Here is a 14,102-nt window from a genome sequence, read left to right as displayed (position 1 = left end):
TGGCAGCGCGAAGTGTTTGTGGGTAGCGCGAAGCAGCCTCACGCCCGGTTAGTGGGGCGTGAGGCGCTCAGCAGATAAGCGTTGGAGAGCCGGTTGCCGCTCGGACTAGCGACCGCGGGGGAAGGGCCCGCGGTCAGTGGTGACGGCGGTTTCTAGTTGCACGGGTGCCAGCTGCCGCGGTCACTGGTTCCCCCGGTGCCTAGTTGCCGCGGCTGGCGCGGGTACGGGCCAGCGCTGTCACGCCCGCGGCGAGGCCGATCAGTCCTGCAGCCAGCCCGACCCACCCGGCAGTGTCGCCACCGGAGGAGGACGCCGAGGCGGCCGGCACCACTGCCGACGCCTGCGTGGCTGCCGGGCTGGCCGCCGCGTGGGCGTCGTCGCTCCCGGCTGCCGTGGTGACGAAGGTCGGTGCCGGGCGGGACTTTTTAGCTTCCGCGGCAGGCTCGGACGACGCTGCGGAGGCGTGGTGGTGCTCGGCTGCGGCATCGGCCCAGTTGACGGTGGTCCCGTCCGTGTAGCCCTGCGCAGCGGGCAGGATCACCGTGGTGCCGGCTGCGGGCAGGCGGCCGACAGACAGGGTGAACATCTGGAACTGGTTCTGCCCGATCTGGTGCGCGGCGTCAGCAGTCCAGACCACGCTGGTGGGCGCCTTGGTCACGGTTGCCCCGGCCACCTCGACCGGCTTGGGCAGGGTGGTGGTAATGACTTCGGCCTTCCATCCGTCGATGGGCAGGACCGAGACGGAGGTCAGCGGCGTGTCCGTGGGCAGCTTCACTTCGAGCCTGTTGGTCTTGGCGGTCTCGGATTCGTTGGGGACGCTGAATGTCAGCTTGGTGAAGCCGCCCTCCGAGGTAGCGGACGGGTCAACGGTGACGTGGGCGGAAGCGGCGGCCGCGCCGGCGGCCAGGAATCCGGCCGCCAGCGTGGCGGCTGCGGTGCCTTTGAGGGTACGGCGAAGGGAGGTATTCATGGCAGGAGTGCCTTTCACAGGTTTTAGGGGTCAGGAAAATCAGGCCTTGGGCCTGTCCGGAAAGCGGAAGAACCGCCGTCGGAAGTTCCTGCCAGTTGTGAAAGGAAGTGTCTCTACGCGGCGGCTGCGAGCAGCGGAGGCCCGCGCCGGGAAGGCAGGCGGACCGAGTGGTGCTTAGGCGGAAGGACCGCAGCAGCGGCGCACGGGAATGGGGCACCGGCGGGAACGACGACGGACGGTTCGGCGTCCCAAAACAGCGGGCCCAGCCAGTCGGCCAGTACTCCGAGGGCACGCTCGCCATGGGCAAGGAGCAGCGCTGTGGCCAGGGTGGCGACGGCGTGGGCGGCGAACATGAGTCCGTCGGGAGCGGACCCGTGCGCCGGGCCGGCCATCATCAGCGCCTCGTGGTTCAGGGACGACGGCGTGTGTCCGGCGTGTCCCGAAAGCAACGCCGGGGAAATCGCCGTCGGAGTTTCCGCGGACATGGCGTCGAATGCCCAGTGGAGCCAGGCCTGTCCGCCGCCTATCAGCGCGGTGAGAACCGGCATCGACAGTTTGAAACGCGTGATGGCCGCGACCGGAACCATGGTCACGGCGCACAGGGCGGCGAGGATTGCCGGCGTGGGCAGCTGGCCACCACCGGCGAGGTGTCCGCCGGCGGCCAGGCCCAGGACGATGGACCCGATCAGCCCGGAGCGGAACAAGCGGAACGAAGCATGAGGCTTCACGGGCTGTCCTTTCTCCTGGGCGACGACATTGGCTTCAGCAGCAGAATACATTCCCCGCCATAGTATGATGCGGATCACACTGCAGGACGTTTATGACGGATCTTTGCTGGGCCCGTTCCCCCAGGAGGGGCATGCCGCAAAACGGAAGGGCCGCTGCAAACCCCGGATGGAGTTGCAGCGGCCCTGCCGCATTCGTCTGGCCGTAGCCGTTCGACGGCGGTTAGCCCACCGGAGCCGGCTCGCGCAACGTGATTGTCGGCGTCGGGGCGGAGGTTTTCTCCGCCGTCGTGAAGCCGGGCTTGGAGCCCGTGACTCTGACGCTGATCGCGTCTCCGGGAAGCATCGGCGTATAGGTGGTTCCGGTGGCCCCGGAAAGAGGCATGCCGTTGAGGTACCACTGGTACTTCAGCGTGACCGGCGCCGGCCCCCACGCCCCAGGAACAACCGTGAGGACCGATCCCGCTGTTGGCGAACCCGAGATGGTGGGCACGGGTGCCGTCAGCACGCCAACCGCCACCTTGACCGATACCGCGCTGGTTTTGGTGACCGTGGTGAAGCCGGCCTTGGAACCCGTCACAGTGACCGTCAGGGTTTTGCCGAGCACCGCTGTTGTCGGCGTGTACGTGGCTGCCGTGGCGCCCGTGATGGCAACGCCGTTCGCCTTCCATTGGTACTTCAGGGTGACCGGAGCCGGCCCCCAGGCGCCTGCCGCAGTGAGGGCGGCCCCCACCCTGACAGCGCCGCTGAGCACCGGAGTCGGTGCCGTCAGGGTCCCGACGGCGACCCTCGCGGTGAGTGCCGACGTCTTGGCCGCCGTCGTGAAGCCCGCCTTGGAGCCGGTCACCGTCACGCTGATGGTCTTGCCGATCACGGCCGCAGCCGGCTTATAGGTGCTGGCGGTGGCACCGGTGACAGCGACCCCGTTCGCTTTCCACTGATACTTCAGGGTGACCGGAGCAGGTCCCCAGGCTCCGGGAACTGCGGTCAGCGTGTAGCCCACCTTTGCGGTTCCCGTGACTTTGGGAACCGGTGCGGCAAGGGTTCCGACGGCGACCCGTGCGGTGAGTGCCGACGTCTTGGCCGCGGTGTTGTAGCCGGCCTTGCTGCCGGTGACCGTGACGCTGATGGTCTTGCCGACCACCGCCGCGGACGGCTTGTAGGTGCTCGCCGTGGCGCCGGCGATGGCGATCCCGTTGGCCTTCCACTGGTACTTCAGGGTGATGGGTGCCGGTCCCCAGGTTCCCGGAACTGCGGTCAGCGTGTAGCCCACCTTGGCCGTTCCGGTGATCTTGGGAGTCGGCGCAGTGAGGACGGGGTTGAGTGCCATGACCGTGCCGGTGGCGGCGGAGGTCTTGGTTGCCGTGGTGTAGCCGGCCTTGGTGCCCGTCACACTGAAGGTCAGTGTCTTGCCGACCTGTGCCGCCGTCAGCTTGAAGGCGGTGGCGGTGGCGCCGGTGATGTCGACGCCGTTGGCCTTCCACTGGTACTTCAATGTGACACCTGCGGGTCCCCAGGTTCCGGGAGCCCCCGTCAGCGTGTAGCCCACCTTGGCCGTTCCCTTGACGGTGGGGGTGGGTGCGGTGAGGGTCTCCACTACTGCCGCGTAGGACAGGTCGTGCGTTGTGGCGCTGCCCCTGACCACGCTGACCTTGGTTGCCGTGGCCTCCGCGGTCTTGTTGCCGGAGTAGAGGTCACCGCGTCCGGACAAGGCTCCGTGCACCTTGATGATGTAGCTGCCGGAGGTAAGACCGTTCAGGGTGTACTTGCCGGTGGCACTGGTGCCCGCGCTGCGGGTAACCAGCGAGCCGTCCGGCGTGTAGGCCTGAATCTGGGCATTGCCCACCGGCTTGCCAGCCTTGTCCAGCACGGTGCCGGTCACGGAGCCGCCGGCTGTGAGGCTGGCGTTGATGTTGGGCACTGTCTGCCCGGAGGTGACCGGGATGGACTGTGCCTGCCCCGCGCCGGCGGATTCCGGCTGGTTCTGGTAGTACTGCGCCTCGTCCTGGGTGAACCCGCTGGAGCGGTTGAACGCCACCTTGTAGGAACCCGCAGCGAGGCCGACCACGCTGTAGTTGCCGGCCTCATCCGAGTAGCTGTTTTTGACCAGCTTGCCGGCTGAATCCAGGACGCTGAGCAGGTAGCCGGGCTGGCCACTTGCCCCGGAGACGTTGCCGCTGATGGTCGCCCCCTTAAGAACCGTCATGTTCGCGCCGGCGACAGTCTGGCCCGCGGTCACCGCGACGGAATTGGCGGTGGCGGCTGTTGTTCCTCCGTACCAGAGGTCCTCGGCGCCGCTCTGGCCGCCGAGGAAGCGCAGCTTGTAGGTGCCCGTTTCGAGTCCGACGATGCTGTAGGTTCCGTCTGTATTGACCCAACCGTGAACGGAAGAATCATCGATGGTTCCGGTCTTCGTGGCGACGATTTCCGACGCCGTCAGTCGCGTCCCCGCCGGAGCCGTGATCTGGCCGCTGATGGCACCGCCCTTGACGAGGGCGGCGTTGATGGCCGTGAGGGTCTGGCCGTCGGTGACTGTCACCGGAGTGGCGGTGGCCAGCGAAGTGGCATTGGTGTACCACCTGGCCAGCACACCAGCGTTGCTGTATCCGGCGAACCGGAGTTTGTAGCTGCCTGCCGGGACTCCGCGCAGCGCATACGTGCCGTCGCTGTTGAGCTGGACAGAACTAACCGATGCGCCATCGGCTGCCTTGAAGAGGCCGACGCTGACGGCAAAGGCGTTCACGCCCGCGGGCAGGGTGACCTTGCCGCCGATGGTCGCTCCCTTCGCAAGCGTCGCATCAACCGCCGTCTTGTCCTGGCCTGCTGCCAGGACAACGGGCGTGGCAGCGGCCTCGGTCTGCACGTTGTTGTACCACTCGTCCAGTGCCCCGGAGTTGTAGTTGGAGAACTTGACCTTGTAGCTGCCAGCCGGGAGGCCCTTCACCTTGTAGGTGCCGTCACCGTTCACGCTCGCGTACGTGCCGTAGGGGCTGCCCTCTCCGCTGGCGGACACGGACACCCCGGACAGGGTGACCCCTTCCGGGACGGTGACTTTGCCGCTGATGCTTGCACCCTTTACCAGGGTCGCGTTGATGCCGGTGACGTCCTGACCCGCGGCGACGGGCAGTACGGTGGCCGATTCCCGGGAGGTGGCATTCGCGTGCCACTGGTCCAGGGCCCCGGAATTGTAGCCCGAGAACGAAACGGCGTAATCGCCTTGGGGGAGACCGGCGAGCTTGTAGCTGCCGTCGGGCTGCACGTTGGTGTAGCCGGGGTACGACAAGCTGCCCTTGGAGTTATACGCGTAGACGGAGACGGCGGAAAGGTCAACGCCTGCGGGCGCAGTGACTTTGCCGGAGATGGTTGCACCCTTGATGAGCACGGTGTCGGGCAGTGTCAGATCCTGGCTGCTGCTGACTGCGACGGGTGTGGCGGCAGATGCCGCAACTGCACCGCCGTACCACTGCCCGAGTGCTCCGGAGCTGCCCGTGCTGAACTGGATCTTGTACGAGCCTGCCGCGAGGCCTGCGAACTGGTAGGAACCGTCAGGGCCGGGCCGCATCCCCCCGGCCCAGGACATAGTTTCCGAATCATAGAGGTAGATCCATACTCCAGAAAGGTTGACGCCTGGGGCTGAAGAAACCTTTCCGGTGATGGACGCGCCTTTCACCAGTGCAGCATCGACCCCGGCGTGGTTTTGTCCCGCCGTGACGGCAACGGCAGTGGCCGTTCCAAACGATGCCGCCCCGTTGTACCAGTGCTCCAGCAGGCCGCTGTTGGTACCGAGGAACTGCACCTTGTAATTTCCAGTGCTGAGTCCGTCCACCTTGTAGGTGCCGTCGGCGTTCACTGACGAGGATCCGACGAAGTTGGGGTTTGGTCCGGCGGCCTCGTACACCGTGGCGTGGACCAGCGAAAGGTCGATTCCGGCGGGGGCGGTGACCTTTCCGCTGACGGAACCGCCGGTGACGAGGGATGCGCCGATTCCCGTCTTGTCCTGGCCTGCCGCGACGGTGACCGCAGTTGCGGTGTCGAAAGATGAGGCGCCAGGGTACCACTGCTGCAGCAGACCGGTGCCATAAGAGGAAAACAGAACCTTGTAACTGCCCGCCCGCAGGCCGCGGAGGCTGTAGGTCCCTTCGGAACTGGCGTACGCAAAGCCCGCAGTGTTCCCGTTGACGTCCCGGGCCTCGACCTGGATCCTGCTCGGATCGACACCGTCCGGAACCGTTACAGTGCCGCTGATGGACGCGCCACGCACGAGTGTCGCATTGATACCGGTCAGATCCTGGCCGGCCGTCAACGTGACGGGGGTGGCTGTGTCGAAGGACGTCGCCGCCGCATGCCACTGGGTAACAGCGCCGGAGTTTCCGCCGGCAAACTGGATCTTGTAGCTGCCTGCAGGCAGGCCGCGCACCGAGTAGCTTCCATCCTGGTTGACCGACCCATACGCGGAGAACCAGTCGTCGCCGGTGCTTTGGACAGATACCCCGACAGAACCGATATCCACGCCGCTGGGCCCGGTGATCCGGCCGCTGATGGTGGCACCCTTGACCAGGCTGGCATTAATTCCTGTGAGCGCCTGTCCGGCCGCAAGGGTAACAGCGGTGGCAGTCTCGAACGAGGAAGCTCCGGCATGCCACTGTTCAAGGGCGCCGGAGTAGTTGGAGCCACTGAACTGAATTTTGTAGGTTCCTGCCGGCAGTCCGTTGATCGCGTAGGTGCCGTCCTCATTGACCTGGCTGTAGCCGGTGTACGAATAGCCGCCGGCGGTGTGTGCGTAGACCTGCGTAGAAGTGAGGTCAACGCCCGCCGGCGCCGTTACCTTTCCGCTGATCGAGGCGTCGGACAGGTCCACCGCGTTGGCCGGTGCCAACCCCGTGACTATGAGCGCCGAAAGTACCGATAATAACAATGCGATTCGCAAACGGAATCGCCCGCTCCTAGCGAGCATTTTTATCCCCCCATGGGTCAGCAAACGGCGCGGCCGTCACTTTAAATTGTCAAAGAACGCCTCAGTCTAACTGTGGAATAGGGTTTGTCCAACGATTGTGTAACACCCTGAATTTATATGTTGCGTTCACCGGTCCGTGGAAAGTGACCGTGGAAAAGTCAGCACGCAGGGGCGGCTATTGTTGGTTAGGGACAATTTCGCGGGAAAGGCTGCAGGCTGCGCATGGAACGAGCAATCTCCCGTCTTCCCGGGGCCTCAATCCTCCTGATGGCCGCCTCTCTCCTGGCCTTCCAGCCCGGCGGACTGTTCCGCTTTGTATGGGTCAAGCTCGTGGTGGTCATTCTCGCGGTCTTCGCCGGCCTGCTGTCGCCCGTGGGTGCGCGCCTCCCGCTGGCAGTGAAGGCAGTAACGGCAGCTTGCGTGCTGTGGATCGCCGTCGCGATGCTGCTCTCCGGCACGCCTCTTGCGAGTATCTCGGGACGCTGGCCCCGTTATGAAGGCCTGCTGACACTGGCTGTGTACGTGGCGGTTTTCGCTACCGGCGCCAAGGTTCTGGGAGGTTCCGCAGGCACTCCGCGGCGCACGCTGCTCAGCCTGTCCCTGGCCGTTGCGGGCATCGCCTTGTTCGTCATTGCCGCGCTGGAAGGCGCCGGTCTGCGCCCTCTGGGCGGCGCTGAGGACGTAAGGCCGGGAGCGACGCTGGGCAACGCAACCGACCAAGGCCTGGCCGGCGTCGTGATTGCCGGTGTCCTGGCTGCGCAAGGCGGGCCGGGCAACACCTGGCAGGGTTGGCTGTGCCGTGCGGGCTTGCTGGCCGGCGCCGGCGTTGCTGTGCTTTCCGGGTCCCGTGGTGCGCTGGCGGCCCTCCTGGTCGTGGCGCTATTCGCCGCCTTCACATGGATGGCGGGCAGGTCCTGGTCCCCGCTGAAAATCGCCGCCGGAGCCGCGGCCGCCGCGGCGGGCATCGCCGTCGTCGTGTTTCTGGTTCCCGCCGCCAGGGATCGGCTGCTGTCGGCCGGAACGGTGGATGGCCGGTGGCTGCTGTGGGACCGGACCCTCGGGCTGATCGCCGACCACGCTGTCTCGGGCGTAGGTCCGAGCGGTTTCGTGGACGCGTTTCCCGCGTACGTGAACGGGGAATGGGCACGGACTGTGGGCGACAGCTTTCCTGCTGACTCGCCGCACAGTTGGCCGCTGCAGGCGCTGGCCGCAGGCGGATTTCCGCTGCTGGTGCTCGTTCTGGCTTTGATCGCCGTGTCAGTGATTGCTGTGATCCGGCGGTTGCGGGAGACCCCGGTTGCGCCAGACCGCAGGTACCTCACGGTGGTGCTGGTGACTGTCGCAGCCTACGCGCTGGCCCTCCTCACCCACTTCACCTCGATCGGGACCACGGGACTTGTTGCCTTCCTCTGCGGGGGCCTGGTGGGGTCCGACGTCGGGAATCCCGCCGGAGCCGGCAACCGGTTCATCCCGGGCTATGCTGCCTGGAAAATGCGTGCGGTTCCGCGACTGGCGGGCGTGGTGCTGGTCCTCGCGGCGCTGGCCGTTGCCGTTCCCGCTGCCCTCGCTGAATGGCCCATGGGTGCCGGAGTCCGGGCGGCAGCGGCGGGGAACAACGCCGGTGCGCAGCAGGCATTTGTGCAGGCCCAGCAGTTTCGACCATGGGACAGCGACACCGCGCTGCTCGCAGCCCAGGCGTTCGCCGGCCCGGCAACGGCGGGCGACCAGGAGGCGGCCCGGTACGCCGTGGATTGGGGAAGGCTCGCCACGGAACGGACACCCGCTTCGCAGGAGGCGGGCACCGCCTTGGCGCTCGGCTACCTTTACAGCGGCGACGTTCCTGCGGCCAAAGACCTGCTGGACGCGCTGGTCGCCGACGCCCCGTATTCGACGGCCCTCTACGTCCACCGCGGTGTGGCGCAGTTCGGCCTGGGCCATCCCGCCGAAGCCATCGCCGACTTGGAGCATGCGGCCTCGCTGGATCCGTCCCTGGAGACGCCATGGCGTATTTTGGCGAATATCCACCAGCGGCTCGGCCACGCACAGGAGGCTTTAGCTGCCAGTCAGCGGGCAGATTCCCTAGTGGGGAATTAGGCCGTTTCTGTCCATGCATAGGGTGCGCATCCATAAAAGGGGAGGGCTCTTGGTGGCGATTAACGAATATTTCCTTAACTGAAGACACTCAAGCTAAGAATGCCGCAGGAAACGATCAAGATTGGCGCAGTTTTCTCGATTTCGGGCTTAATTCTATTTCCTGCGTGTTATTGACCCACATATTTTCCGGCGGTCTTATTCCCCGTCAGCGGGGCATCAGTTTACGAGGTGCGCTCGCTGGCAGAGCCGGTAACAGCGCAGACACACAACGCGACCTCACATGAAACGTTTTGGAAAACATCATGGTGCAGGCTGGTCCCATCAACATTCCAAGGGAGGGGGACCGGCTGTGAACGAACATTTGACGCCTGAAGTGCAGTCCAGCGCGGAGCTGGCGGTGGGCGACGAGGTCGAGGCCTGGCACCGTGGACGGCTGGCGCACCGGGGGACCGTGAGCAGCACACTCCGGGACATCGACCTGTTCTGGATCATCGACGCCCGGACCGGCGCCCGCCGGCTGCTGGATCTTGAGCAGCTCAGCGTGCGCCGCGTCCCCGCCGGAAAGGCGGCGAACGCCGTCGGGCATTCCACAGGTGCCGCGAAAGTGAAGTCCGACGCCGGGAACCCGGCCAACGCCGTCGGCAAGCCTGCCGCCCGGAGGCGGCGCCCGGTCAGAAGCCTGAGCCAGGTGGTCTTCATTGAGGCGCCGGCCACGCGGTAGCAGGCCACGCGGCAGCCGGCAAACCTACGGCATGTTGCTGAACCGCTCCGCCTGCGTCTTGCTGCCCTGCACGATGATCTGGTCGTCGTCGTACAGGACGGTCTGCGCGGTGGTGTGGCCCCAGATGCCGCCGGGGCGCTTGACCGCCACGATGGTGATGCCGTACTTGTCGCGCAGCCCCAGCACGCCCAGTGGACGGTCGCGGGCCTCGGTGGGCGGGCTGGTGCGGATCATCACGAAGTCGTCCTCGAACTCGACGTAGTCCAGCAGCGAGCCCCGGACCAGGTGGGCCACGCGCTTGCCCATGTCGTGCTCGGGGCGGATCACGTGGTCCACGCCGAGCTGGTTGAGGATTTCGGCGTGCGGTTCGCTGATGGCCTTGGCCCAGATCTGCGGCTTCTTGAATGTGAGCAGTCGCGACGTCGTCAGGATGCTCGCCTCGATGTCGCTGCCGATGCCCACCACGGCGCGGTCGAACTCGTGGACGGAGAGCTGGCGGAGCACCTCCTCCTTGGTGGAGTCCGCCCGGACCACGTGGGTGAGCCGGCCGTTGTAGGACTGCACGGTGTCCTCGCTGGAGTCGATGCCCAGCACCTCGGTGCCCTGGGCCTCGAGCTCCAGCGCCAGCGAGCCGCCGAAGCGGCCCAGTCCGATGACCACCACCGAATCCGCCTGTGCCGCGGATTCGGGCGAACGGGAGAAGAAGTTCTTAGCCAATGAGGGGCCTTTCCTTCGGGTATTCGTATAGGAGCGGGCGTTCGCGGAGAGCCAGTGCGGCGCCCAGAGTCACCGGGCCCAGGCGGCCGATGAACATGAGCAGGATCAGCACCACCTGGCCGGCCGGCGGCATGGCGGCCGTGATGCCAGTGGACAGGCCCACCGTGGCGAACGCGGAGATCACCTCGAACAGGATCCGCTCCTGGCCGAAATCGGTGATGATCATCAGGAACATCGTGGAGCCCACCACCAGCGCGATGGCCAGCAGCACCACGGCGATGGCCTGCCGGTGCACGGCGCGGGAGAGCCGCTTGCCGAAGATGTTCACGGCCGTGCCGCCCTGCAGTTCCGTCAGGAGGATGAAGAACAGCACGCTGAACGTGGTGATCTTCAGGCCGCCCGCGGTGCCGGCCGGGCCGCCGCCGATGAACATCAGGATGTCCATGCCCAGCCAGGACACCTCGTGCATCTGCCCGATGTCGACGCTGTTGAATCCGGCGGTGCGGGTGATGACGGACTGGAAGAAGCCGGCCAGGACGCGTTCGCCCGGCTTGAGGGCGCCGAGCGTGGCAGGGTTGGACCATTCGACGGCGGTGAGGAAGACGGTGCCTGCGGTGAGGAGCACTGCCGTGCCCACCAGGACCAGCTTGGTGTTCATGCTCCAGTGGATGGGCCGCTGGTACTGCCGGCGCAGTTCGAAGAGCACCGGGAAGCCGAGGCCGCCGATGATCACCGCGGCCGCGATGGGCAGGCAGATCCAGGGGTCCCCGGCGAAGCCGATGAGGTTGTCCGTGTGCAGCGCGAATCCTGCGTTGTTGAATGAGGACACCGCGTGGAAGACGCCGTGCCACAGCGCATGCCCGGGCTCATAGCCGTAGCCCGCGACCAGCCTGGCGGCCAGCATCCCCGCGAGCACAATCTCCACGGTGAGGCTGATGGCCAGCACTCCGAGCAGCACCCGGCGCACGTCGCCGAATCCGTTGCTCTTGGTCTCCGCGGCCGCCGAGAGCCGTGAGCGCAGGCCCAGCCGGCGGGCCATGAGCACCCCCAGCAGCGTGCCGAAGGACATGACACCGAACCCGCCGATCTGGATCAGGGCCATGATCACCACCTTGCCGAACCCGCTCCAGTACACCGGAGTATCGACGGTGATCAGCCCGGTGACGCACACGGACGACGTGGAGGTGAACAGGGCATCGAGGAACGGGGCGCCGTCGGGGCCGTTCCGCGCGATGGGCAGCATGAGCAGGATTGTGCCGAGGGCGACCGCACCGGCGAACCCGAGCACAATCACCTGGGCGGGGTGCTGTGGTGCGAAGACGTTAAGGATGCGCGGGAAGACTTTGGAACCCCCGGGCCACAGCCCGCCGAACCCGCGGTCCGTTCCGGCCGCTTTCCGGTCTGTCCTGGCAGAGGCTTTGGCTGTCTTCGCTGCCGATTTGGCTGCGAGCCTGGCAGTTTTCGCTGCTGGCCGGAGTCTTTTGCCTGGAGGCCGGGCGTTCCTGCCCGCAGGCCGGGCCTTCGGGGCAGGAATGTCGCGCATACGCGTCACGCTACCACCGGGGAAATCCCTGTGGCCGGTGTGAAGGACGAGGCGTTAAGAAAGCGTTAAGATCCCCGGCTTTGGCGCTTTTCGTAATCCGGCCGATGCTAGGCTCCCGTGGTCATCAGCAAACTGCCCATGTGAATCGAAGGACCCCGTGGCCACCTCAAGCACGCAAGGCCGTGTCCTGCCATGCTGACCCAAAGCGCCCCGTTGCTGTGGCTGATCCTAGGGATCGGCGCAACCGGCTACATGATCTACCGGCTCATCAGAGCAACGAAGTAGCCCCCGCCGTCGGACGCCCCTCCCGCGGCCCGACGGCGGACCTTACCCAGACCAGAAAGACACACATGACCGCACCAGCCCAATACTCCGTTCCGGCCAGTGTGCCCAACCCAGAGCGGGAAAACGGCCCCGGCGGTGCGCTCACGCGGTGGCTGCTCGAGCACAAGGTGCACCAGCCGGTGGGGCCGGAGTCCGAGGAAGGCACCGGGCACCAGCAGAGCTGGTGGAAGGTCATGTGCCTGACCGGCGTGGATTACTTCTCCACGCTGTCCTACCTTCCCGGCATCGCCGCGCTCGCCGCCGGGGCACTGTCGCCGCTGGCCACGCTGCTGATCGTGGCCCTGACGCTGCTGGGCATGCTGCCGATGTACCGACGGGTGGCGCACGAGAGCCCGCACGGGCAGGGGTCCGTGGCCATGCTCGAGAACCTGCTGCCGTTCTGGCGCGGGAAGGTGTTCGTGCTGGTGCTGCTGGGGTTCGTGGCGACGTCGTGGATCATCACCATCACCCTGTCCGCCGCCGACGCCACCGTGCACATGCTGGAGAACCCGTATCTCCCGCCGTTCCTCGAGGGCCAGGCGGTTCCCATCACCGTGGTGATGCTGCTGATCCTGGGCGGGGTGTTCCTGCTGGGCTTCTCCGAGGCGGTGGCCGTGGCCATTCCGCTGGTGGGCGTCTTCCTGCTGCTGAACGCCGTCATCATCGGCACCGGAATTTACGACGCCGTCACCCTGCCGGGTGCCGTCGCCGCGTGGATGTCTTCACTGGGGTCCTTTGGCGGCGGCTTTGGCAATATCGCCGGGCCTGCGATCCTCGCGTTTCCGCTGCTGGTGCTGGGACTCTCAGGCTTTGAAACCGGCGTCAGCATGATGCCGTTGGTTTCCGCCTCAGGGTCCACACCGGAGGAGATGCTGCGGAACCGGATCCGCAACACGCGCAAGCTCCTCACGACGGCGGCCGTAGTGATGAGCGTGTACCTGATCGGCAGCAGCTTCGTGACCACCGTGCTGATCCCGGCCGAGGCATTCCAGGAGGGAGGGCCGGCGAATGGCCGTGCTTTGGCCTACCTGGCGCACGAGCGGCTCGGCAACGGCTTCGGGTCCGTCTACGACATCAGCAGCATCCTCATCCTGTGGTTCGCCGGCGCTTCCGCGATGGCCGGGCTGATCAACATCGTGCCCCGGTACCTGCCTTCCTACGGCATGGCTCCGGACTGGTCCCGCGCGGTGCGGCCCGTGGTCCTGGTGTACACCGCCATCAGCATTCTCATCACCATCGGCTTCAAGGCCGACGTCAACGCCCAGGCCGGCGCGTACGCCACCGGGATCCTGTTCATGATGGTCTCCGGAGCGGTGGCCGTGAGCATCTCCGCCGCGCGCAAGAAGAATCGCGGTGCCGCCGTCGGCTTCACCGTCCTGACCCTCGTGATGCTCTACGCCCTGGCGGAGAACGTGATCGAGAAGCCGGACGGCCTGGCCATCTCCGGGTTGTTCATCCTGGGCATCGTGGTGGTCTCACTGGTGTCCCGTGTCTCGCGGACCACCGAGCTGCGGGTGGACCGGATCGAGTTCGACGAGACCGCGCGCCGCTTCATCACGGACACGATTGACTACGACGGGCGGATCAACCTGATCGCCAACCGCCCGCAGGCCCGGGACGCCGCCGAGTACGCAGAGAAGGAAGCGGCGCAGCGGGAGAACAACCCCGTTCCCGGCACAGCCGACGTGATGTTCCTGGAGATCGACGTCACGGACCCCTCCGGATTCAGTGACGTGCTCACGGTGAGGGGCGTGGAGGTGGACGGGCACCGCGTCCTCCGCACCGACAGCCCCGCTGCGCCTAACGCGATCGCGGCCATTTTGCTTGCCCTGCGCGACGCCACCGGTGTCCGGCCGCACGCGTACTTCGAGTGGGCCGAAGGCAACCCCCTGGCCCACCTGATGCGCTACCTGCTCCTGGGCCGCGGCGACACCGCCCCCGTGGTCCGCGAGATCATCCGCGAAAACGAGCCCGACCCCGCCCGCCGCCCCGGCATCCACGTAGGCTAACCCGAGACGCTTCCTCACCTTTCGTCGGGTTTTCCCGGACGCTTC

Annotated in this window: 8 protein-coding genes; 3 read left to right on the top strand and 5 right to left on the bottom strand. The window is 66.3% G+C overall.

What is annotated here, in order from left to right; genetic code table 11:
- Positions 1-199: 199 nt before the first annotated feature.
- The 3 genes from ABRP34_RS08405 to ABRP34_RS08395 form a co-directional block, all read right to left on the bottom strand.
- Positions 200-970 carry a YcnI family protein gene (locus tag ABRP34_RS08405; RefSeq protein WP_353712852.1) on the bottom strand — a complete coding sequence of 257 codons (771 nt, stop codon included), beginning with the start codon at positions 968-970 and terminating at the stop codon, positions 200-202.
- A gap of 113 nt (positions 971-1,083) precedes the next feature.
- Positions 1,084-1,698 (bottom strand): hypothetical protein, encoded by a 615-nt coding sequence (locus ABRP34_RS08400; RefSeq protein ID WP_043419362.1) that lies wholly within the window; start codon positions 1,696-1,698, stop codon positions 1,084-1,086.
- 220 nt (positions 1,699-1,918) lie between these two features.
- Positions 1,919-6,571 (bottom strand): carboxypeptidase regulatory-like domain-containing protein, encoded by a 4,653-nt coding sequence (locus tag ABRP34_RS08395; protein ID WP_353712851.1) that lies wholly within the window; start codon positions 6,569-6,571, stop codon positions 1,919-1,921.
- A 300-nt stretch (positions 6,572-6,871) separates the two neighbouring features.
- Here ABRP34_RS08395 and ABRP34_RS08390 point away from each other — a divergent pair, with 300 nt between their 5' ends.
- Complete coding sequence (locus tag ABRP34_RS08390) at positions 6,872-8,743, top strand: O-antigen ligase family protein (protein ID WP_353712850.1); 1,872 nt, start codon at positions 6,872-6,874, stop codon at positions 8,741-8,743.
- Positions 8,744-9,092: 349 nt separating this feature from the next.
- Complete coding sequence (locus tag ABRP34_RS08385; RefSeq protein ID WP_353712849.1) at positions 9,093-9,464, top strand: hypothetical protein; 372 nt, start codon at positions 9,093-9,095, stop codon at positions 9,462-9,464.
- A 24-nt stretch (positions 9,465-9,488) separates the two neighbouring features.
- On the opposite strand, the gene ABRP34_RS08380 is transcribed toward ABRP34_RS08385, so the two are convergent.
- Together ABRP34_RS08380 and ABRP34_RS08375 are read right to left on the bottom strand one after the other, a co-directional pair.
- Complete coding sequence (locus tag ABRP34_RS08380) at positions 9,489-10,181, bottom strand: TrkA family potassium uptake protein (protein WP_003804080.1); 693 nt, start codon at positions 10,179-10,181, stop codon at positions 9,489-9,491.
- Entirely contained in the window at positions 10,174-11,724 is a 1,551-nt protein-coding gene (locus ABRP34_RS08375) for a potassium transporter TrkG (protein ID WP_353713333.1), read from the bottom strand. The genes ABRP34_RS08380 and ABRP34_RS08375 overlap by 8 nt, the downstream gene beginning before the upstream one ends.
- Before the next feature lie 350 nt (positions 11,725-12,074).
- Here ABRP34_RS08375 and ABRP34_RS08370 point away from each other — a divergent pair, with 350 nt between their 5' ends.
- Entirely contained in the window at positions 12,075-14,057 is a 1,983-nt protein-coding gene (locus tag ABRP34_RS08370) for an amino acid transporter (RefSeq protein ID WP_353712848.1), read from the top strand.
- Positions 14,058-14,102: the final 45 nt, after the last annotated feature.

It is taken from the genome of Arthrobacter sp. K5, assembly GCF_040448525.1.
GTDB classification, from domain to species: Bacteria; Actinomycetota; Actinomycetes; order Actinomycetales; family Micrococcaceae; genus Arthrobacter; species Arthrobacter globiformis.
This window is presented reverse-complemented; position numbering and strand designations above follow the sequence as displayed.

Bases quoted from the DNA above. Each gene is read 5' to 3' on its own strand.
- ABRP34_RS08405 (WP_353712852.1), bottom strand. From the start codon at position 970: ATGAATACCTCCCTTCGCCGTACCCTCAAAGGCACCGCAGCCGCCACG.
- ABRP34_RS08390 (WP_353712850.1), top strand. From the start codon at position 6,872: ATGGAACGAGCAATCTCCCGTCTTCCCGGGGCCTCAATCCTCCTGATG.
- ABRP34_RS08375 (WP_353713333.1), bottom strand. From the start codon at position 11,724: ATGCGCGACATTCCTGCCCCGAAGGCCCGGCCTGCGGGCAGGAACGCC.
- ABRP34_RS08370 (WP_353712848.1), top strand. From the start codon at position 12,075: ATGACCGCACCAGCCCAATACTCCGTTCCGGCCAGTGTGCCCAACCCA.